Here is a 21330-nt window from a genome sequence, read left to right on the forward strand (position 1 = left end):
CCGCGTTGCCCGCGGTGTAGACGTCGGCGTGGCCGGTGTCGCTGACCGGACGGCCCAGCGCCAGGTTGCTGTTGGCCGGAGTGGTCGGCGGGGTCGTCGGGGGAGTGGTGGGCGGCGTCGTCGGAGGTGTCGTCGGCGGCGTGGTGGGCGGGGTCGTGCCGCCGCCCGTGGTGCCGCCGCCGCTGCCGCCGGTGGGCACACCGCTGTTGGTCCAGATCGGGGCGGGCCAGGTGCCGGTGCAGGTCTGGCCGGTGTTCCATCCGGAGTTGCCGCCGCCGTCGGTGATCTGCAGGACGTTGCCGACGCAGTTGTGGATCGGGGTGGCGGCCTGGCCGATGTTCTTGGCCTTGACGTTGATGAAGGTCATCTGCGCCGCGGCCTGGGCCTGGATGGCGTAGGTCCCGGCCCCGTCGATGTTGATGTTCTTGAAGGTGGCGCCGATGACGCCGCCCTCGATGGTCTGGATCGCCTCGTAGGAGCTGTCGAGGATGTCGGTGTCACTGATCTGGATGTTGGCGTTGACCACGCCCTGGAGGCCGTCGAACCAGATGGCGCCGACGCCGAACTGCCAGTTGTAGTCGCTGTTGCCGGTTCTGATCAGCGTGTTGCGGGCCGCGGTGATCGTGCCGGAGACCCCGTTGGGCCCGCCGCCGTTGACGCCCGGGTAGCGGTTGGCGATGTGCAGGCCGCCGCCGTTGCTGATGGTGTCCGCCATGACGTTGTCGGACAGATTGAAGTCCTTGCCGCCGTACGTGACGATGTTGTTCGCCAGGATCGGCAGGATGACGGTGTTGTGGTCGAAGCTGTCGCTGACGTTCGGCGCCTTCTCCGGCCACGAGGCCAGACCGTCGTCACCCACGTTGCGCACGAAGGTGTTGGTGACGGTCGAGTTGGTCACGCCGGAGTGGAAGTTCACGCCGTCGGCCGTGGTGTCGAGGATGCGGCTGTTCTTGATGGTGAAGTGGTCCATCGGACCGTCCATCCAGGCGCCGACCTTGACGTGCTGGATCCACAGGTCGTCGATGGTGGAGTTCGACATGGCGCCGCCGATGCCGTTGACCTGGTCGTCGTCCACCCGCTCCTGGATGTCGCCGATGATGGCGAAGTCCTTGAGCGTGACGTTCTTGCTCGGACCGCCGGCCTCCTGCGAGCGGACCGGCCCGCCGTAGCCGCCGTTCGCCGCGTACTTGCCGTAGAAGCCGGCCGCGCGGTTGCGGTTGACCGGGTCGCGGCCGCCGAAGACGGTGTACCAGGGACCGGCGCCCTGGACGGTCACGCCGTCCACGATCACGTGGTCGTAGAGGGTGTAGTTGCCCTGCGGAACGTAGACGACCTTGCCCTGCGCCTGGCCCGCGTTGACCGCCGCCTGGATCTTGGCGGTGGAGTCGGTGGCGCCGGTCGGGTCGGCCCCGTAGTCGGCCACCGCGTCGATCGCGCCGGCCGGCTTGGCGATGGGCGCGGCCACCTGCTCGAAGTCGGCGAGGTCGATGGTGAAGGTCGGCGACTGCGCGGTCGACGTCACCTGGAACCTGATCTTGGTGCCCGCCGGGTAGGTGGTCCCGAACTGCGTCCTGGACTCGTCGTAGAAGTGGTGCGGGTTGGTGTCACCGGGGTTGTTGTTGAACGGGTAACCCCCGTAGAACCAACTGTACTTGGACGTCACCGGCAGGGTCTTCACCGACTGCCCGTTGGCCTGGACGTCCAGGGTGGAGCTGCGGCCCTTGCCGTCGGCGCTGTCCGGCAGGCTGTAGCGCAGCGACACCGCGTTGGCCGGCGCGGTCAGCGTGAACTCCACGTACTGGCCTACCGCGTTGAGCGTGACCGCCTGGCGGCCCGAGGCCTCGGACGGCAGGTGGCCGTACAGCCGGTCGGGGCCGATGAGCGTGCCGTTGGTATTGGCGTACTCCGCCTCCAGCTCCTTGAACGGCACGTTGGCGCCGCGGCCGGAGATGCCGACGGGGGAGGGGGCGGGCACACCGCCCGCGGCGTGCGCGGTGGGGGCGCCCACCAGCGTGACAGCGGTCAGCGCGGCGGCGCCGGCCACCGCGAAGGACAGGACGGCCGCCATACCGCGGCGTCTGGCCCTGTGGCGTCGTAGGGGGGTCTGCTCGGGGCTGTGCGGTGGGTGCAACACAGGCGGGGTCCTTGCGGCTCGGGGGTGGGGGGAAGGCGGAATCGCCCGGCCGGGGCGCAGCAGAGACTACGAGCGTCGCCGCAGTAAGTCCATAACTCTGCGCAAAACAGCGATGGTTCTTCGCAATATTCACGACACCCAACCGTCATAGACGGGGCGGGACGCAGAGATTTTTGGATCACCTGCACATGTCCCGGCCGGCGGGCGGGCAGGCCGCACGGCAGGGCTGTCGGGGATGCGGAACGGGATCCCGAAACAGCTGAGGAGGAAGAGGGGGACGAGGTCAGCGGGTCCTGCGGGGGGAGGCCAGCAGGAAGGGGGCGCCGCCGCGGGCGCGGTGCTCGGTGCACTGCCAGCCGTACCGCCCCAGCCAGTCCGCACAGCGGGCGAGCGCCCGCGCGGCGGTCTCCGCGTCAGGTACGCCGCGCCAGGCGACCTCGGGCAGCCCGTCCTGGCCGCCTGGCGTCACCGCGTAGCCCGCGCCGCCGGCGCCGGCCGGCGGGCAGCCGGCCGCCTCAAGGGCCAGCGCGACCGCGTGCACCGCCCGGTCCCGCTCCCAGGGGGCGGGCACATCCGTCGCGCCGTCCAGCAGCAGTGAGCGGATGCGGAGCAGGCCCTCCCACGCGGTCGCCACCTCGGCCGCCCGCCGCGCCCCGCCGGGCGGGGCCGTCCCCGTGCCGTCGTCGGCCGCGAAGGTGTCCGCGGCGGGCGCCGGCCGGCCGGGCGCCGGGACGTCGGGCCGGGCCGCCGTCAGATCGGCCCGCAGCCGCAGCCCTTGCGGCGACAGGTAGTAACTGTGGTGCCCGCTGCGGCCGTGCGGCACCGCGAGCCCGCGCGCGGCCAGCGCCGCGCACACGTCGGCCCGCGCGGTCAGCCGCCCGGTCGCCGGGTCGGAACCGGTGACCGCCCGCCGCTGGGCCGTGGTCAGTGCCGTGGCCGTAACCGCTCCCTCCGCCCTCGGTGCCGTGCCCGCACCGTACCCCGGGCCGCCGACACCCCGGCCCGCGATAACACCGCTGAATTCGCTACGGAATTCGTAAGGGCGCCGCCCGGTGAAAGCGCGGAGAAGGGCAGGGTGTAACGTCCCGGTCCCACCGTAAAACGGCGGGCGGGCGCCGTACGGGCGAAGTCCGGTCTGTAATGGGAGAGTTCATGAAATTGACGGTTCAGGGCCGCAGGAGATCCGCGGCCGTAGCGGCGGCCGGAATGGCCGCCATGATCGGTACGGCCGTGCTGGCGGCGCCGGCCTCGGCGCACACGCCGGTCTGGTCGGTCACCTGCAATTCGGTGCAGGTCGACCTGACGAACTACAGCACCGGCAGGCACGTGCAGAACTCGGTGTCGCTCACCGTCGTCGGCGGCGAGGGCGCGCTGGCCGACAACGAGGACTTCGGCGGCAGCTTCCACGCCACGGAAGCGCTGCCCGCGCACGACAGCCCGCTCACCGTGCGCCTGGTGGTCAAGGCCGGTGACAACAAGAAGTACAACGTGGACGAGACCAAGGTCTCGCCGGTGTGCGACACCCCCACCAGCCCGTCGGTGTCGCCGTCGACCACTCCGCCGACCACCGCGCCGGAGACCACCGCGCCGCCGACCACCGCGCCGGAGACCACCGCGCCCGGGACGACCGCGCCGACCACCGCCCCGGTGCCGGCCGGCACCACCAACGCTCCCGTCGTCGCGGGCACCACGTCCGCGGCCGGCGGCGGCGACCTGGCCGAGACCGGCAGCTCCAGCGCCACGCCGATGATCGCGGGTATCGCGGTCGCCGTCGTGGTGGCGGGCGGCGGCCTGGTGCTCTGGACCCGCAAGCGCGGCTCCTCGGCGCACCGCTGACCGGCCCGACACCACCGGCCGGCTGGCCGGACCGGGGAATGCGCCAGTGATGAGCGGCGCATTCCCCGGAAATGCCGATCCGCGGCTATCGACCGCCCGGCGGAATTCCTTGATCGACAAATGCGCGGACGCGCGACCGGCCTGCGCCGCGCCACGCGCGGAGATCAACTCCCGTTGGAATCAACGCACTTGCGGGATTACGCCGGGAGGCCTTCCGGCCCGGCGTTCCCGGCCGCCGGGGCCGCGCCGACCGGGCACCGCCCGCTGTGAAAAGCCGGAGAAATCACCGCCTGTGTCCGGCTCGCCCGTGAGGCCCGCTTAGGATCGGGGGATGGATCTTCGATGGCCGCGGCGCAAGCGGTGGTTGGCCGGGGCAGGGGCGCTCGCCGTGCTGGTGGCGGGCGGCGCGGCCGTCGGGACCGCCGCGGCGGCCGGCGGCGGCTCGGTGCACCGCAGTGACGCGATGCTGACCGGCGCCGGCGGCGTACGCCTGGACACCTCGTACTTCACCACCGGCGGCAGCACCCGCAAGCCCGCGGTCCTGCTCGGCCACGGCTTCGGCGGCAGCAAGGACGACGTGCGCGGCCAGGCCGAATCGCTGGCCGAGCACGGTTACGCGGTACTGACCTGGTCGGCCCGCGGCTTCGGCTCCTCGACCGGCGGGATCGGGCTCAACGCGCCGGACGGCGAGGTCGCCGACGTCAGCCGGCTGATCGACTGGCTGGCCGCCCGCCCCGACGTCCGGCTCGACGCGCCCGGCGACCCGCGGGTCGGCATCTCGGGCGTGTCGTACGGCGGCGCGATCTCGCTGCTGGCCGCCGGGTACGACCACCGGGTCGACGCGATCGCACCACGCGAGACGTACTGGAATCTCGCCGACGCCCTCTTCCCCGACGACGTCTACAAGAAGCTCTGGGCCGGCATCTTCTTCTCCTCCGGCTCCGCGGCGCTCCCGGACGGCGCACAGAAGCCGGCCGCACCCGGCGCCACCGAGAATCCCGTCGGGTCCGCCGCCCCGCCCAGGGCGGGCAACCCCCTGTGCGGCCGGTTCACCCCCGCCGTCTGCGCGCTCTACCAGCGCGTCGCCACCGCCGGCCGGCCGGACGCCGCGGCCCGCGCTCAGCTCGAAGCGCTCAGCCCGTCCGCGGTCGCCTCCCGTATCAAGGTCCCGGCGCTGATCGTGCAGGGCCAGACCGACTCGCTGTTCACCCTGGCCCAGTCCGACGCGACGGCGAGCGCGATCACGGCGAACGGCGCGCCCGTCGCCGTGGACTGGATCGCCGGCGGCCACGACGGCGGCGACACCGAGGACGCCAGGGTCGACCGCCGGGTCACCGCATGGTTCGACCACTACCTCAAGGGCAGCGCCGGCACCGGCACAGGACCCGCCTTCCGGGTCACCCGCACCGGCGGCCTGAACTCCACCGACGGCAGCGTCGTGCTGCGCGGCGCCGACAGCGGCAGTTACCCGGGGCTCGGCGGCGCGACCGCCCGCCGGATCACGCTGGCCGGCCGCGAGCAGCCGATCGTCAACCCGGCGGGCGGCGCGCCGCCGGCGATCTCCGCGGTGCCGGGCACCGGGGCGCTCAGCGAACTGTCCTCGCTCGGCGCGGGCCTCTCGCTCGACATCCCGGGCCAGTACGCCCAGTTCGAGTCCGCCCCGCTCAAGGGCGGCACCCATCTGACCGGCGCGCCGACCGTCACCGTTCGGGTCCGCACCACAGCGCCCGACGCGGTGCTGTTCGGCAAGCTCTACGATGTCGCGCCCGGCGGCAAGGCCACGCTGCCGTCCGCGCTCGCCGCCCCCGTCCGGGTGCAGGGCTCACCGAGCGGCAGCACCGTACAGCTGCAACTGCCCGCCGTCGACCACGACTTCGCGGCCGGCCACCGGATGCGCCTGGTGCTGGCCAGCACCGACCTGGGCTACGCCTCACCGGCCGCGCCCGCCACCATGTCGGTGTCGCTGGCCTCGCCGCAGCTGACCGTACCCGTCGACAGCGCGCTCAGCGACGCCCCCGCCGCGCTGCCCTGGTGGACCTGGGCGCTGCCCCCCGCCGCACTGCTGATCGCCGCCGCGCTGCTGCTCACCGGGCGCCGCCGGGTGCGCCTGCGCCCCGCGGACCCGGCGCTGGCCGCGGTGCCGCTGCAGATCACCGGCCTGAGCAAGCGGTACGCCAAGTCGGCCGACCGCTACGCCGTCCGCGACCTGTCCTTCCGTGTGGAGCCGGGCCAGGTGCTCGGCCTGCTCGGGCCGAACGGCGCGGGCAAGACCACCACGCTGCGGATGCTGATGGGGCTCATCCGCCCCGACGACGGCGAGATCCGGGTGTTCGGCGAGGCGGTGCGCCCGGGCGCGCCGGTGCTGTCCAGGCTCGGCGCCTTCGTGGAGGGCGCCGGCTTCCTGCCGCATCTGACCGGCCGGGCCAACCTGGAGCTGTACTGGCAGGCCACCGGCCGCCCGGCGCAGGACGCCCGGTTCGCCGAGGCCCTGGAGATCGCCGGGCTCGGCGAGGCGCTGGAGCGCGCGGTGCGCACGTACTCGCAGGGCATGCGCCAGCGGCTCGCCATCGCCCAGGCCATGCTGGGCCTGCCGGACCTGCTGATCCTCGACGAGCCGACCAACGGCCTGGACCCGCCGCAGATCCGCGAGATGCGCGAGGTGCTGATCCGCTACGCCGCCGCCGGGCGCACCGTCATCGTCTCCAGCCATCTGCTGGCCGAGGTCGAGCAGAGCTGTACGCATCTGGTGGTGATGGACCGCGGGCGGCTGATCACCTCCGGTCCGGTCGCCGACATCATCGGCTCGGCCGACACCGTCCTGGTCGGCGTGGACGGCGAGATGCCGCAGAACGCGGTCGACAAGGTCGCCGAGCTGCCCGGGGTGGCCACCGCGGTACGCGAGGAGGACGGCCTGCTCGCGGTGCTCGACGGGCTGACCGCCGCGCAGTTCGTGGCCGAACTCGTCCGGCTCGGCGTGCCGGTGGCCCGGGTCGGGCCGCACCGCCGGCTCGAGGACGCCTTCCTGACCCTGATCGGAGGCTCGGCATGAGCGCCGCACCCCCCGCAGTCCCGGCCCCCGCCCCTTCGGCCGTACCGCCGCCGCGCGCCGGCGCGGCCGGCTACCGGCCGGGCCGCACCCTGCGGCTGCGGGTCGAGGCCCGCAGGCAGCTGCGCAGGCGGCGCACGATGATCGTGGGCGCGCTGCTGGCGGCGCTGCCCTTCATCCTGATCATCGCCTTCGCGATCGGCGGCACCCCGGGCGAGGGCCGCAACGGGCCCACCCTGATCGACACCGCCACCGCGTCGGGCGCCAACTTCGCCGCGACCTGCCTCTTCGTCTCGGCGGGCTTCGTCCTGGTGGTGCCGGTCGCGCTCTTCTGCGGCGACACGGTCGCCTCCGAGGCGGGCTGGTCGAGCCTGCGCTATCTGCTGGCCGCGCCGGTGCCCAGGACCCGGCTGCTGAGCGTGAAGCTGGCGGTGGCGCTGGGCTTCAGCGCGGTCGCCCTGGTGCTGCTGCCCGCGGTCGCGCTGGCCGCGGGGACCGTCGCCTACGGCTGGGGCGACCTGGAACTGCCCACCGGCGGGACGCTGGCCTCGGGCGACGCGCTGCCGCGGCTGGCCATCGCGGTGGTCTACATCTTCGTCAGCCAACTGGTCACCGCCGCCCTCGCGTTCTGGCTGTCGACCAAAACGGACGCGCCGCTGGGCGCGGTCGGCGGCGCGGTCGGGCTGACCATCGTCGGCAATGTGCTGGACGCGGTGACCGCGCTGGGCTCCTGGCGGGACGTACTGCCCGCGCACTGGCAGTTCTCCTGGGCCGACGCGCTCCAGCCCACCTTGGAGTGGTCCGGCATGCTCCAGGGCGCGTCGGTGTCGGTGTCGTACGCGATCGTGCTGACCGCGCTGGCCTTCCGCGGCTTCCGCACCAAGGACATCGTGTCCTGAACGCCGGCTGAGCGTCCCACCGCACGCTGACCGAGCGTCCGCCGAGCGTCCGGGCCGAGGGCGCCGAGACCGCCGGCGGCCGTCCCAGACCGGCCTGCGGTCATGTCATGGTCATGGAAAAGCAAAGGCAGGGCCATCCGGGTAAAACGACCGCAGGGAAACGCCGGATCCGCTTGTCCTGGGCATGATCTGTGGATGTGATCACGTCATCCGTCTCGTGCGGTTGTCCTCCACACAAGGAGTGTCCATGCGCAGAGTCCGTCCGCGGTTCGGTGCCGCGGTCGCAGCGGCCGGGGCCACCGCCCTCACCGCCGCCGCCTTGATAGCCGCTCCCCTCGGCAGCGCGCCGGCCGGCCGCGCGCCCGCCGTCAAGGCGGTGCCCGCGGTCGCCGGCCACCGGCTGATCCACGGCGTGAGCAGCCCGCTGACCAACGCACAGTGCCAGGCGACCTGGGGCGTCAGCTGCTACTCCCCGCTCCAGTACCGGCAGGCGTACCACCTCAACGCGCTCTACCGCGCCGGTGTCACGGGCAAGGGCCGCACCATCGTCATCGTGGACTCGTTCGGCTCGCCGACGATCCAGCACGACCTGGACGTCTACAGTGCCCAGTGGGGCATCAAGAGCTCCACGGTGCAGGTCGTCAAGTGGGGCGACGTACCGCCGTTCGACCCGACCGACCCCGACCACACCGGATGGGCCGGCGAGAGCACGCTGGACGTCGAGATGGCGCACGCGGTGGCTCCCGACGCGCACATCGTGCTGGTGGAGACCGGGGTCGCCGAAACCGAGGGCGTCACCGGGCTGCCGGAGATGATGGACGCGGAGAAGTCGCTGATCGACCACGGTGTGGGCGATGTGATCACCCAGAGCTTCGGGGCGACAGAGAACACCTTCCCCGGCTTCGACCAGGGCGACTTCTCCAGCATCCAGAAGCTGCGCTACGCCTTCCAGGACGCGGCCAGGCACGGCGTGACCGTACTGTCCTCCTCCGGCGACGGCGGCGCGACCGACGCGATGGCCGACGGCTCCACCGACTACCCGTACCCGGTGAACTCCTGGCCGTCGGCGGACCCGCTGGTCACCTCGATCGGCGGCACCCAGCTGCACCTGGACGGCGCGGGCGACCGCACCGCGCCCGACAGCGTCTACAACGACTACGGAGCCGGCGGCGGCGGCCAGTCGCACGTCTTCCCCCGGCCCTCTTACCAGGACGGGGTCAAGAACGTGGTCGGCGCCCGGCGCGGCACCCCGGACATCTCGATGACCGCGGCGGTCGACGGCGGCGCGTGGGTGTATTCCAGCTACGACCCGACGGCCACCGGCTGGGACGTCTACGGCGGCACCAGCGAGTCCAGTCCGCTGTTCTCCGGTGTCATCGCGCTGGCCGACCAGCTGGGCGGCCACCGGGTGGGCGACATCCACCAGGCGCTCTACGCCCTGGCGAAGGGCGACCCGAGGTTCACCGGGATCGTGGACGCCAAGGACGGCACGAACAACTCCTACGACGGCGTCACCGGTTACACCGCGGTCAAGGGTTACGACATGGCGACCGGCGTCGGCACGCTGGACGCCTCGCGGTTCGTTCCCGCGCTCGCGCTGACCGCCTGGGGCCGCTGACCGGCCGCAGTGCCATCGGTACAGGTCACCGCCGCAATCCCGCCGGTTGCGGCGGTGACCGCCGCTGCCTCCGGTGCCGGAAAGGCCGGAATTCGTCCGCCGGGTGGTCCAAGTCCAGTATCTGTTAGGACTCTTGACAGTCGGGTGGTCCAGACCAGCAATATTGGTCCAGACCAGCAGACCGCCGTCTGCTGATCCCCCCACCTGGAAGGAGCGCGGTCCATGACCGGACCCGTTCGCAGACTCCCCGTCCGCGCACTGCTCACCGGACTCGTCACCGCCGCCGCCTCGGCAGGGCTCGCCCTGACCGGCAGCGGCACCGCACACGCGGCCACCGCACTGCCCACCCACATAGCGGCTCCGTACTTCGAGGCCTACAACGGCGACAGCCTCTCCGGGCTCGCCGCCGCCTCCGGCAACAAGTACCTGACGATGGCCTTCATCCAGACCCCGTCGGTCGGCTCCTGCACCCCGTACTGGAACGGCGACAGCTCGCTGCCGATCGCCCAGGGCAACTTCGGCGCCGACATCGACACCATCCAGGCCGGCGGCGGCGACGTCATCCCGTCCTTCGGCGGTTACGCGGCCGACAACACCGGCACCGAGATCGCCGACAGCTGCACCAACGTCAGCTCGATCGCCGCCGCGTACGAGAAGGTCATCACCACCTACGACATCAGCCGGATCGACCTGGACATCGAGGACAACTCGCTGACCAACTCGGCCGGCATCGACCGCCGCAACAAGGCCGTCAAGCAGGTGCAGGACTGGGCCGCCGCCAACGGGCGCCCGATCCAGTTCTCGTACACCCTGCCGACCACCACGCACGGCCTCGAAGGCGGCTCGGTCGGCTCGGGCAGCGGCCTCGCCGTCCTGCAGAACGCGGTGAGCAACGGCGTGAAGCTCGACGTCGTGAACATCATGACGTTCGACTACTACGACAACGCCACCCACAACATGGCCACCGACACGCAGACCGCCGCCCAGGGCCTGCACGACCAGCTGGGCGTGCTCTACCCGTCGAAGACCGACGCGCAGCTGTGGAACATGGTGGGCGTCACCGAGATGCCCGGCATCGACGACTTCGGCGCCGCCGAGACGTTCACCACCGCCAACGCCACCACCGTCTACAACTGGGCGGTCAGCAAGGGCATCAACACGCTGTCCTTCTGGGCGCTCCAGCGCGACAACGGCGGCTGCCCGGGCCAGGGCGGCTCCGACTCCTGCTCCGGCACCACCCAGAGCACCTGGCAGTTCAGCCACACCTTCGAGCCGTTCAACGGCGGCACCACCACCCCGCCGCCGGCCAACGACTTCTCGGTGTCGCTGACCCCGGCGTCCGCCACGGTCGCCGCGGGCGGCTCGGCCACCTCAAGCGTGCACACCGCGGTGACCACCGGCTCCGCGCAGTCCGTGACCCTGTCGGTCAGCGGCGCCCCTGCCGGGGTCACCGCCTCGGTCAGCCCCGGCTCGGTCACCGCGGGCGGCAACGCCACCCTGTCGGTGTCCACCACCGCCGCGGCGGTCTCCGGCAGCTACGCGCTGACGGTCACCGGCACGGCGGCCGGCACCAGCCACTCGGCCACCTACAGGCTGACCGTCACCGGCGGCACCAGCGCGTGCACGGCGGCGGCCTGGAGCTCGACGGCCGTCTACGTGGGCGGCAACACCGTCTCCTACGGCGGCCACACCTGGAAGGCCAAGTGGTGGACGACGGGCGAGACCCCCGGCACCACCGGTGAGTGGGGGGTCTGGCAGGACCTCGGCGCCTGCTAGGACGCGCTCCTCATGCGGTCAGGCGGCCGGGCCGCCCCGGATTCGGGGTCCGGCCGCCGATCCTCTAAAGTCGCACCGACGTCTACGGGAATGTAGTCGCAGCTGTAGTCGGAGCGTGCCGGGCGATCACCGGCAGACCAGGGGACAGGACCACCCATGAGTGCCATCGGCATCGGCCAGGCCGTCATCCTCGGAGTCGTGGAGGGAGTCACCGAATTCCTGCCGGTCTCCTCCACCGGGCATCTGAAGCTGGCCGAAGGCCTGATGAACATCAAGGTGGACGACGACGCCGTCGTCGGCTTCACCGCGGTGATCCAGGTCGGCGCCATCGCCGCGGTGTTCGTCTACTTCTTCAAGGACATCGCACGATTCGTGACCGCGTGGCTGCGCGGGCTGACGGACAAGAGGGAGCGCGACAACCACGACTACAAGTTCACCTGGTGGGTGATCTACTCCACGATCCCGATCGTGATCGTCGGTCTGGCAGCCAAGAGCCTGATCGACGGCCCGCTCGGCTCGCTGTGGGTGGTCGCCGGATCACTGATCGGCGGCAGCATAGTCATGTGGGTCGCCGAGCAGATGGCCAGGTTCAAACGCGGTGAGCAGGAGGTCACGTTCAAGGACGCCATGATCGTCGGCACCTCGCAGATCCTGGCGCTGCTCTTCCCCGGCTTCTCCCGCTCCGGCGCGACCATCTCCACCGCGCTGATCCGCGACCTCGACCGGATGGCGGCCACCCGGCTGTCGTTCTTCCTCGGCCTGCCCGCGCTCACCGGCGCCGGGCTGTACGAGCTGAAGGACGCCACCGGCGGCGGGGTCAGCGCCGGTGCGCTCGCGGTCGGCACCCTGGTGTCCTTCGTGGTCGCCTACGGGGCCATCGCCTGGCTGCTGCGTTTCGTCGCGCGGCACTCCTTCAACTCCTTCGTGATCTACCGGATCGTGCTCGGCTTCGTCCTGATCGGGCTGCTCGCGAGCAACGTCCTGGACGCCTGACCAGCGGCGCGATGCAGTACACCGGGCCGGACCTCAAGGTCCGGCCCGTGTTTTCCCCGCATAGTTCACGACTTATTTTTTGATGTGTATTGACTCCCCGACAGGCGGCCCCTAGCGTCCACACCGCATCGCGACCCCACAACGCGACCGAGGAGACACGTGTGACCCAGGTACCCGCCGGGCCCGGCACGCCCGCCCGCACCCCCCGCCACCGCAGACGAACAGCCGCCCTCGTGGCGGCACTTCTGATACCGGTGGGCGCCGGCATCGCACTGGTCTCCGCCCCCGAGGCCGGAGCCGCGACCATCCCGACCGCCCCGGCCACCGTGACCGGCGTCGGCAGCGGCAAGTGCGTGGACGCCCGCGCCGCCGCCAGCGCCAACGGCACGGCCGTCCAGCAGTACACCTGCAACGGCAGCGCCGCGCAGCAGTGGCAGTTCACCGCCACCGACAGCGGCTACTACCGGATCGGCGCCGCCTCGGCCCCCGGCCAGGTCTGGGACGAGACGAACGTGTCCACCGCCGACGGCGCCCTCACCCAGCTGTGGCTGTACGGCGGCGGCGCCAACCAGCAGTGGCAGCCGGTCGCCGAGTCCGGCGGCGCCTTCCACTTCGTCAACCGCAACAGCGGCAAGTGCCTCGACGTGCCCAGCGCGTCGACCGCCGACAGCGTCCAGCTCCAGCAGTACACCTGCAACGGCAGCGCGGCGCAGTCCTTCAACGTCAGCGGCTCGGGCGGCGGCACCACCACCCCGCCGCCCACCGGAAGCGACCCCGACCTCGGCCCCAACGTGGTCACCTTCGACCCGTCGATGTCGGCCTCCTCGATCCAGTCCAGGCTGAACACGATCTTCAGCCAGCAGCAGACCAACCAGTTCGGCGGCCAGCGCTACGCCGTGCTGTTCAAGCCCGGCACCTACAGCGCCGACGTCAACGTCGGCTTCTACACCGAGGTCGCCGGACTCGGCCTGAGCCCCGACGACGTCACCATCAACGGCGCCGTGCACGCGGAGGCCGACTGGTTCCAGGGCAACGCCACCCAGAACTTCTGGCGTGACGCCGAGAACATGTCGGTCAACCCCACCGGCGGTACCGACCGCTGGGCCGTCTCGCAGGCCGCGCCCTACCGGCGGATGCACGTACGCGGCAATCTGGCGCTGGACGACGGCGGCTGGTCCAGCGGCGGCTTCATCGCCGACACCAAGGTCGACGGCCAGATCCGCTCCGGCTCCCAGCAGCAGTTCCTGACCCGGGACTCGACGATGGGCAGCTGGTCGGGCTCCAACTGGAACATGGTCTTCGTCGGCGACCAGGGCGCGCCCGCCCAGTCCTTCCCGACCTACACCACCGTCGCCTCCTCGCCCACCATCCGCGAGAAGCCGTTCCTGTACATCGACAGCTCCGGCAAGTACCAGGTCTTCGTGCCCGCGCTCCAGTCCAACGCGTCGGGCACCACCTGGAGCGGCAAGACCCCGGCGGGCCAGTCGCTGCCGATCGACCAGTTCTACATCGTCAAGCCCGGCGCCGCCGCGTCGGACATCAACGCGGCCCTCGCGGCGGGCAAGAACCTGCTGGTCACCCCCGGCGTCTACCACCTCAACCAGACGCTGAACATCACCCGCCCCGACACCGTCGTGCTGGGCCTGGGCCTGGCCACCCTGGTGCCGGACAACGGGATCACCGCGATCAGCACCTCCGACGTCGACGGCGTCAAGCTGGCGGGCCTGCTGATCGACGCGGGCACCGCCAACTCGCAGCAGCTGATGCGGATCGGCCCGGCCGGCTCGTCCGCCAACCACGCGGCCGACCCGATCAGCCTGTCCGACGTCTTCTTCCGGATCGGCGGCGCCACCGTCGGCAAGGCCACCCAGTCACTGGTGATCAACAGCAACAACACGATCATCGACCACACCTGGATCTGGCGTGCCGACCACGGCAACGGCGGCACGGTCGGCTGGGCCACCAACACCGCGGACAACGGCCTGACCGTCAACGGCAGCAATGTGACGGCGTACGGCCTGTTCGTGGAGCACTTCCAGAAAACGCAGGTCCAGTGGAACGGGCAGGGCGGCAGAACGTACTTCTTCCAGAACGAGATGCCCTACGACGTGCCCAACCAGGCCTCCTGGATGAACGGTTCGTCGCAGGGCTACCCCGCCTACAAGGTCGCCGACTCGGTCACCAGCCATGAGGCCTGGGGCCTGGGCAGCTACTGCTTCTTCAGCACCAACCCGTCGGTCGTCTCCGCCAACGCCTTCCAGGTGCCCAACACCTCCGGCGTGCGGTTCCACGACATGGTGACGGTCTCGCTGGGCGGCAGCGGCACCATCAGCCACGTCATCAACACCACAGGGGACGCCGTGAACAGCGGCCACCAGGTGACGTACCTGACCAGCTACCCGTAAACCGGATCGCGGCGGGAAGCAGGGGCCGGTCGGCCCGGGGACACGTCCCGGGGCCGACCGGCCCCCCGCCCGTGCGCGCAGCCGGCAGGCGGTCCGGCGGCGGGCGGGAAGACCCGGCCGACCCATCCCCCCACGGGTGGGCCGACCGGGCGTGTGCGGGCCGCGTGCCCAGGGGCGCGGCGGCCGGGTCGGGCACGGTGGCAGCGACGCGTGTCAGGTGAGCGTCGCTGCCACCGGGTTCCAGTCGGCCGGCAGGACCGGCACCGCGGGGGCCCCGGACTCCAGCGGCAGGACGGTGTGGCTCTGCGCGGACTCGGTGATCGTGGACATCAGCTCCAGCACGTGCTGGGCCAGCTCGCCCGACGCGCGGTGCCCGGTGCCGGTGCGCAGGGCGCGGGCCATGTCCAGCACGCCCATGCCGCGCCCCGCGGTGGAGCCGGCCACCGGCAGGTCGCGCCAGGCCTGCTCGCCGAACGCCTGCACCCGCAGCGGCCCGTCGAAGGTGTTCGGGTCGGGCAGCGACAGCGTCCCCTCGGTGCCGGTGATCTCGATCATCCGGCGCGGCACCGAGGAGTCGAAGCTGAACGTCGCCGACGCGCTCGGGCCGCCGGCGAAGTCCAGCAGCGCGTGCACATGCGTCGGCACCTCCACCGCGAAGGACGTGCCCGCCTTCGGCCCCGACCCGACCACCCGCTCCGCCCGCGCCTGCCGGGCCGTCGCCGACACCCGGCTCACCGGGCCGAAGAGCGCCACCAGGGCCGTCAGGTAGTAGGGACCGATGTCGAACAGCGGCCCGGCGCCGTACTGGAAGAGGAATTCCGGGCTCGGGTGCCAGCTCTCGGGTCCCGGCCCCTGGGTCACCGCGGTCACGCTGACCGGCTCGCCGATCACCCCGGCGTTCACCGCCCGGGCGGCGGACTGGAGTCCGGCGCCCAGGAAGGTGTCGGGGGCGCTGCCCACCCGCAGGCCCGCGGCCTGCGCCTCGGCGAGTATGTTCGCCCCGTCGGCCGGCGCCAGCGCCAGCGGCTTCTCGCCGTAGACGTGCTTGCCGGCCCGCAGCGCCGTGCTCGCGACCTCGGCGTGCGCCGCCGGGATCGTCAGGTTGACGACGATCTCCACCTCGGGGATCGCCAGCACCGAGGCGACATCGCCTGCCGCCGGCACCCCGTAGGTCTCGGCGGCGGCCCTGGCCCGCTCGACGTCCAGGTCGGCCACCGCGAGCACCCGCACATCGGGGAAGTTCGACAGCGCTGTCAGATACTGCGTACTGATCACCCCGGCGCCGACCAGGGCGACGCCGACAGGACCGCCGGTCATGAACGCCCCTCCAGCGCCGTCAGATAGACGTGGCTCTCGGCGACGGCCTCGAAGACGTCGCCCGCGCAGCTGTCCAGCTCCACGATCCTGACCGCCTGCGGCGCCGCCGCAAGGATCGGCGGCACATCGATGGTGCCCTTCCCGACCGCGGTGTGCGGCTGCTCCTTGACGCCGGGGCCGTCCTTGACGTGCAGCGCGAGCACCCGGTCGCCCAGCGACCCCAGCAGCGCGGGCACGTCGGCGCCGCCGACGGCCGCCCAGTAGGTGTCGACCTCCAGGAAGACCTCCGGCGCCAGCAGGCCGGCCAGCACTTCCAGGGCGGTCCGGTCCTCGAAGCGCGGCTCGATCTCCCACCAGTGGTTGTGGTAGCCGATCCGCATGCCGTGCTCGGCGGCCCTGGCCGCGAAGCCGTTCAGCCGGTCGGCCACCCGCTGGAGCCCGTCGAGTGTGGTGAATTCGTCGTGGTCGATCCCGCCGGGGATGATCGCCAGGTCGGTTCCGATGGTGCCGACCGCGTCGAACACCTCCCCGGCGTCCTTGCTGAACAGCGCGTACGCGTGGGTGCTGGTGACGCTCAGCCCCAGCGCGTCCGCGGTCTTGCGGAAGCCGGCCGGGTCCGCGGTCGGGTCGTAGGGCTCCACCGAGCGGTAGCCGATCTCGGCGAGCCGGGCCAGCGTGCCGTCGCGGTCGGCGGCGATCTGGTCCCGGAGGGTGTAGAGCTGGATGCTCAGGGGCGTTGCCATCGAAACGATGCCTCCTGGAAGTGCGGCAGGTGCGGTACGGGCGGTACGGGTGCGGCCCGGCGGAGCCGCGTCTTCGGCGCGAACAGGCGGTCAGCCCACGATGAGCGGGCGCAGGGTGCGGTGGGCGATCTCCAGTCCCCGGGTGACCCTGGCGGTGTCCCCGCTCCACACCGGGTCCTCGTGCTCCACGGACAGCACACCGGTGAAGCCGCCCTCGTAGAGCGTGTCCACGATCCGGCGCCAGTCCACATCGCCCAGGCCCGGCACCCGGTAGCGCCACCAGCCGCTGTCCCAGCCGTCGGCCCGCCCGACCGTACGGCCGAAGAAGCCGTAGCGGTCCCTGGCCCGCGGGTCGAGCTGGGCGTCCTTGGCCTGGGCGTGCGGGATGCGGTCGACGAAAGGGCGCAGCGCGGCCACCGGGTCGATGCCCAGCCACAGCAGGTGCGAGGGGTCGTAGTTGAGATAGAGGCCGAGGCCGAACATCCACTCCCACAGCTCGGGGGAGTAGGCGAGGTTGCCCGGGTAGCCGTCCGGGTGCCAGCCCTCCATCACGCAGTTCTCGATGATGATCCTCACCCCGTGCTCGCCCGCGTACTCCACCAGCGGCGGCAGTTCGCGCTCGGCCAGCGCGATGTTCTCCCTGACCGACAGGCCGGGGTGGCGGCCGATGAACGTACCGACGTACTCGACGCCGAGCAGTGCCGCCGCGTCGACGTTGGCCCGTACGTGGGCGGCGATCTCGGACCTGCGGGCCGGGTCGGGGTGCAGGTTGTTCTCGTAGTAGGCCAGCGCCGACAGGGTCAGCCCGTGCCGGTCGAACAGCGCGCGCACCTCGTCGGCCTGCCGCTTGCCGAAGCCGGCGACGTCGATGTGGCTGGCCTCGAAGTCCCGCGACCCGGTGGAGGGCCAGGTGGCGACCTCCAGGGCCTGGTAGTCGTGCGAGGCCGCCCACGCGGCGATCTCGTCCAGCGGCAGCTGCGGAAGGCAGGCGGTCAGGAAGCCCAGCTTCATGTCAGGAGACCTCTTTCCAGGACCGGTCCGCCGCCGACCGCAGAACGGCCTCGGTCAGGCGCACCATGCGGGCGGCGTCGTCGAAGGTGGGGAAGGCCCCGCCGGTTCCGTCCTCGCGGACGGCGGCGTGCACATCGCGCACGAAGGCGGCGAAGCAGTCGAGATAGCCCATCGGGTGCCCGCCGGGCACCACCGACAGCCGGGCGGCCGCGGGGGACAGGACGGCGGGGTCGCGCTGCACCGCGGCGTTCTCGCCGCGGCTGCCGACGAAGAGGGTCTCCGGATTCTCCTGGTCGAAGGCCAGCGACGTGGCGCTGCCGTCCACCTCGAACCACAGCCGGTTCTTCCGGCCGGGGGAGATCTGCGAGACCGTCACCGTGCCGGTGGCGTCGCGGTCGGTGCGGAAGAGCAGCAGCACCGCGTCCTCGGTGTCCGGTACGCCGCCGGTCCTGGCCAGCGTCCGGCTCGTCGCGGTCAGCTCGGTGATCCGGTGGCCGGTCACCCACTCGACCAGGTCGCACCAGTGCGAGCCGATGTCGGCGAAGGCCCGGGACGGGCCGCCGGCCACCGCGTCCACCCGCCAGTTGGTGTCGTCCGGCTCCGACAGCCAGTCCTGGAGGTAGTGCCCGTGCACCAGGCGTACGTCGCCGGCCCGGCCGTCGAGCACCCGCGCCCTCGCCTCTGCCGCCATCGGGTGGTAGCGGTAGACGAACGGCACCGCCGCCACCCGGCCCGACTCCGCCGCGAGCGCCGCCAGCGCGTCGGCGGTGGCCGACGAGGTGGTGAGCGGCTTCTCGCAGACCACGTGCTTGCCGGCCCGCAGCGCCAGCTCGGCCAGCCGGGCGTGCGCGTCGTTGGGCGTGCAGATGTGCACCACGTCCACGTCGTCACTGGTGACCAGGTCCTCCGAGCTGTCGAAGGCCCGCTCCACGCCGAGCGCGGCCGCGGCCTCCTTGGCCCGCGCCGGCGTCGAGGCGCTGATGCCGACCACCGGCGCGCCCGTACGGCGTACGGCGTCCAGGTGCACCCGTCCGATCATCCCCGCGCCGGCGATCGCCGTACGCAGCGACGGCACGGACGACAACGACACTGCCGTTGGTATACCGCCCACAAATGGCCTCCCATTCCGCTTGCTTGAAACGCTAGCCATCACTGTTTCGGTTGACAATGGCAAGATTTCCGCTAACTTCTGTCATAAATCAGCCGGACGGCAGCCGGGACGACACCCTGACGGCGGCCCGGACGACTGCTGACGGCTTCCCTCCCGGCTCACGGCCCGAGCCCCGACGAAAGGCAGCCCCAGGTGACCGCAGCAGGCGACCGGCAGCTGACCGCGCTCAGCGAACTGGCCGGCCTGGTGGCCGGCGGTACCACCCGGCGCAGCCAACTCGCCACCGCCACCGGCCTGTCACGGGCCGCGGTCGCCCAGCGGGTGGACCTGCTGATCGCCAAGGGCCTGCTGGTGGAGACCGGCACCGTGGCCACCGAGCGCGGCCGTCCCCCGCTCACCCTGCGACTCGCCTCCGCCACCGCCGTGGTGGCCGCGGTCGACCTCGGAGCCACCCACAGCACGGCCGCCGTCGCCGACCTCGGCGGCACGGTCCTCGCCGAGGCCACCGAGGGCCTGGACATCAACGACGGCCCCGAGGCGGTGCTCACCGGCCTGCACCGGCAGCTCGGCCGGCTGCTCGCCGACGCCGGGCACCCCGCCGGGCATGTGCGGGCGATCAGCATCGGCCTGCCGGGACCGGTCGAGGCGAGCACGGGTACGGTCATCCGCCCGCCGATCATGCGCGGCTGGGACGGCTACCGGGTGCCGGCCTTCTTCGCCGACCGCTACCAGGCCCCCGTCCTGGTGGACAACGACGTCAACATGATGGCCCTCGGCGAGTACGGCCACCGCCCGGCCACCGCGCACCTGCTGTACGTCAAAGTCGGTACGGGTATCGGCTGCGGCATCGTCTCCGGCGGTGTCGTGCACCGCGGCGCGACCGGCGCGGCCGGCGACATCGGCCACATCCGGGTGCCGGGCCACGACGAGGTGCTGTGCCACTGCGGCAACACCGGCTGCGTCGAGGCCGTCGCCTCGGGCGCCGCCATCGCCGCGACGTTGCGCGAGGCGGGCCTGCCGGCCGAACACGCCGCCGACGTGGTCCGGCTGGTCGCGGCGGGCGACCCGCTGGCCCGCCGCCAGGTCCGGCTGGCGGCGCAGCGGCTCGGCGACGTCATCGCCTCGCTGGTCAGCTTCTACAACCCGGACACGATCGTGCTGGGCGGCAGCATCGCCAGCCTGCACGACGACCTGCTGGCCGACATCCGCGCCGCCGTCTACCGCCGCGCGCTGCCGCTCGCCACCCGTACCGTCGCCATCGAGACCACGCTGCTCGGGCGCAGGGCCGGCATCGAGGGGGCCAGGCGGCTCGCCGTCCAGCACCTGCTCTCGCCGGCGGGGATCGGCCAGATGCTGGACGGCACCGGGGCATGAGCGGTGGCCCCGGGCGGGGGTTCCGGGCGGCAGCCCGGCGGGCGCGGACAATACGACACCGCTCCCGAATCGGAAGTGCCTTTCACAGAACAACCGCCTCCCGGCGCGACGGGTGGGCATGCTGGTGCCATGGAGTCCTCCGCCGACAACACCACCGTCTACCAGACCATCCGGGTCACCGCCCCGGAGTCACCGGTCGCGGCACTCGCCGACGTGGAGGCGTGGAAGGCGCGCAAGACACACCCCTCCATGCTCTTCGCCGGCGGCCCGGTCTTCGGTGTCGCCCGCGAGAGTCCGGACGGCGGATGGGTCCTCCAGCCGTACTTCAGCGGGCTCGCCCCGCAGGACGCCAGGGACGGCCTCGGCTCGTACTTCCGCCGGGTCGCGATGGAGGCGGCCGAGAGCGGGGACCCGCGGCGCGCGGCCGAATACCAGGCCGCGGGCGAGCTGCTGGACTGGGAGGCGCTCAACGACCTGACGGTGTGCGGGTGCCGCTACCGCGTCCTCCGGGCGGAACGCTTCATCCGGATGGGACCCGACGGCCCCGAGCCGCCCAGGATCACCGACCCCGACCCCAGCGAGCCCGGCGAGTCCCACGAAGGGCTCGACCCGGCAGCGGGCTTCGTCATCGACCCCTACGACCCGACCGGGGTCTCCGAGGGCATACTCAAGGCCGAACTCCTCGCGGCGCTGCGCAAACACGGGACCGTGCCGCGCGACGTCCGCGACGACTCGGGGACCGCCGCGGCCACGCACCCGGGCGGGGTGCTGCTCCCCGCGACCTTCATGACCGCGGAGCGCGAGGGCGGCCAGTGGCGCCCCGGCTCCAGCGGCACCGCCACGACGCCGCAGTCCGCGCGGGACGGTCTCGCGATGCAGCTGCGGGTCATGGTGCCCTGGCAGCGCGACCTCACCACCGAGCAGCGCTGCGTCTACAACGACGCGGCCGACCGGCTCGACGCCGAGCGCTGCGACGAACTCGACGTGGCCGGGCGCCACTTCCGCATCGTGCGGGTCGAACGCCTCGTCCGCGTCGGCCCCGACGGCCCCGAGAGCCCGCGCCCCTC

At 72.1% G+C, this 21330-nt stretch carries 15 protein-coding genes; 9 read left to right on the plus strand and 6 right to left on the minus strand.

Annotation, left to right across the window (positions count from 1 at the left end):
- On the minus strand, positions 1-2068 hold a 2068-nt coding region (locus V7E46_RS21870), incomplete at its 3' end, for a glycosyl hydrolase family 28-related protein (protein WP_333770003.1).
- A gap of 349 nt (positions 2069-2417) precedes the next feature.
- Positions 2418-2990, minus strand: coding sequence for a hypothetical protein (locus V7E46_RS21875; protein ID WP_333770004.1), 573 nt, complete (start codon positions 2988-2990; stop codon positions 2418-2420).
- A 296-nt stretch (positions 2991-3286) separates the two neighbouring features.
- Here V7E46_RS21875 and V7E46_RS21880 point away from each other — a divergent pair, with 296 nt between their 5' ends.
- From V7E46_RS21880 to V7E46_RS21910, 7 genes are all read left to right on the plus strand, one after another.
- Positions 3287-3970 carry an LAETG motif-containing sortase-dependent surface protein gene (locus V7E46_RS21880; RefSeq protein WP_333770005.1) on the plus strand — a complete coding sequence of 228 codons (684 nt, stop codon included), beginning with the start codon at positions 3287-3289 and terminating at the stop codon, positions 3968-3970.
- A 331-nt stretch (positions 3971-4301) separates the two neighbouring features.
- A complete protein-coding gene (locus V7E46_RS21885; protein ID WP_333770006.1) occupies positions 4302-7019 on the plus strand; it encodes an alpha/beta fold hydrolase in 2718 nt (905 codons plus the stop codon).
- A complete protein-coding gene (locus V7E46_RS21890) occupies positions 7016-7915 on the plus strand; it encodes an ABC transporter permease (RefSeq protein ID WP_333770007.1) in 900 nt (299 codons plus the stop codon). Before V7E46_RS21885 ends, V7E46_RS21890 begins: the two co-directional genes overlap by 4 nt.
- Positions 7916-8162: 247 nt before the next feature.
- On the plus strand, positions 8163-9533 hold the full coding sequence (locus V7E46_RS21895) for a S53 family peptidase (protein ID WP_333770008.1): 1371 nt from the start codon (positions 8163-8165) through the stop codon (positions 9531-9533).
- A gap of 222 nt (positions 9534-9755) precedes the next feature.
- Complete coding sequence (locus tag V7E46_RS21900; protein WP_333770009.1) at positions 9756-11309, plus strand: chitinase; 1554 nt, start codon at positions 9756-9758, stop codon at positions 11307-11309.
- Between the two features lie 156 nt (positions 11310-11465).
- Positions 11466-12302, plus strand: a complete 837-nt coding sequence (locus V7E46_RS21905) for an undecaprenyl-diphosphate phosphatase (RefSeq protein WP_333770010.1) — start codon at positions 11466-11468, stop codon at positions 12300-12302.
- A 161-nt stretch (positions 12303-12463) separates the two neighbouring features.
- A complete protein-coding gene (locus tag V7E46_RS21910) occupies positions 12464-14707 on the plus strand; it encodes an RICIN domain-containing protein (protein ID WP_443054298.1) in 2244 nt (747 codons plus the stop codon).
- 213 nt (positions 14708-14920) lie between these two features.
- Here V7E46_RS21910 and V7E46_RS21915 read toward each other — a convergent pair whose 3' ends face one another.
- From V7E46_RS21915 to V7E46_RS21930, 4 genes are all read right to left on the minus strand, one after another.
- Positions 14921-16024 (minus strand): Gfo/Idh/MocA family protein, encoded by a 1104-nt coding sequence (locus V7E46_RS21915; RefSeq protein ID WP_333770011.1) that lies wholly within the window; start codon positions 16022-16024, stop codon positions 14921-14923.
- Positions 16021-16767 carry a sugar phosphate isomerase/epimerase family protein gene (locus V7E46_RS21920; RefSeq protein ID WP_333770012.1) on the minus strand — a complete coding sequence of 249 codons (747 nt, stop codon included), beginning with the start codon at positions 16765-16767 and terminating at the stop codon, positions 16021-16023. Before V7E46_RS21920 ends, V7E46_RS21915 begins: the two co-directional genes overlap by 4 nt.
- 90 nt (positions 16768-16857) lie before the next feature.
- Positions 16858-17778, minus strand: a complete 921-nt coding sequence (locus V7E46_RS21925; protein WP_333770013.1) for a sugar phosphate isomerase/epimerase family protein — start codon at positions 17776-17778, stop codon at positions 16858-16860.
- A gap of 1 nt (position 17779) precedes the next feature.
- A complete protein-coding gene (locus V7E46_RS21930; protein WP_329180940.1) occupies positions 17780-18868 on the minus strand; it encodes a Gfo/Idh/MocA family protein in 1089 nt (362 codons plus the stop codon).
- Positions 18869-19081: 213 nt separating this feature from the next.
- On the opposite strand from V7E46_RS21930, the gene V7E46_RS21935 reads away from it, so the two are divergent.
- Entirely contained in the window at positions 19082-20263 is a 1182-nt protein-coding gene (locus V7E46_RS21935; protein WP_333770014.1) for an ROK family protein, read from the plus strand.
- Positions 20264-20392: 129 nt separating this feature from the next.
- The coding region (locus V7E46_RS21940) for a DUF5954 family protein (protein WP_333770015.1) at positions 20393-21330 on the plus strand (938 nt) is incomplete at its 3' end.

The organism is Streptomyces sp. IBSBF 2435 (assembly GCF_036815005.1).
GTDB lineage: Bacteria > Actinomycetota > Actinomycetes > Streptomycetales > Streptomycetaceae > Actinacidiphila.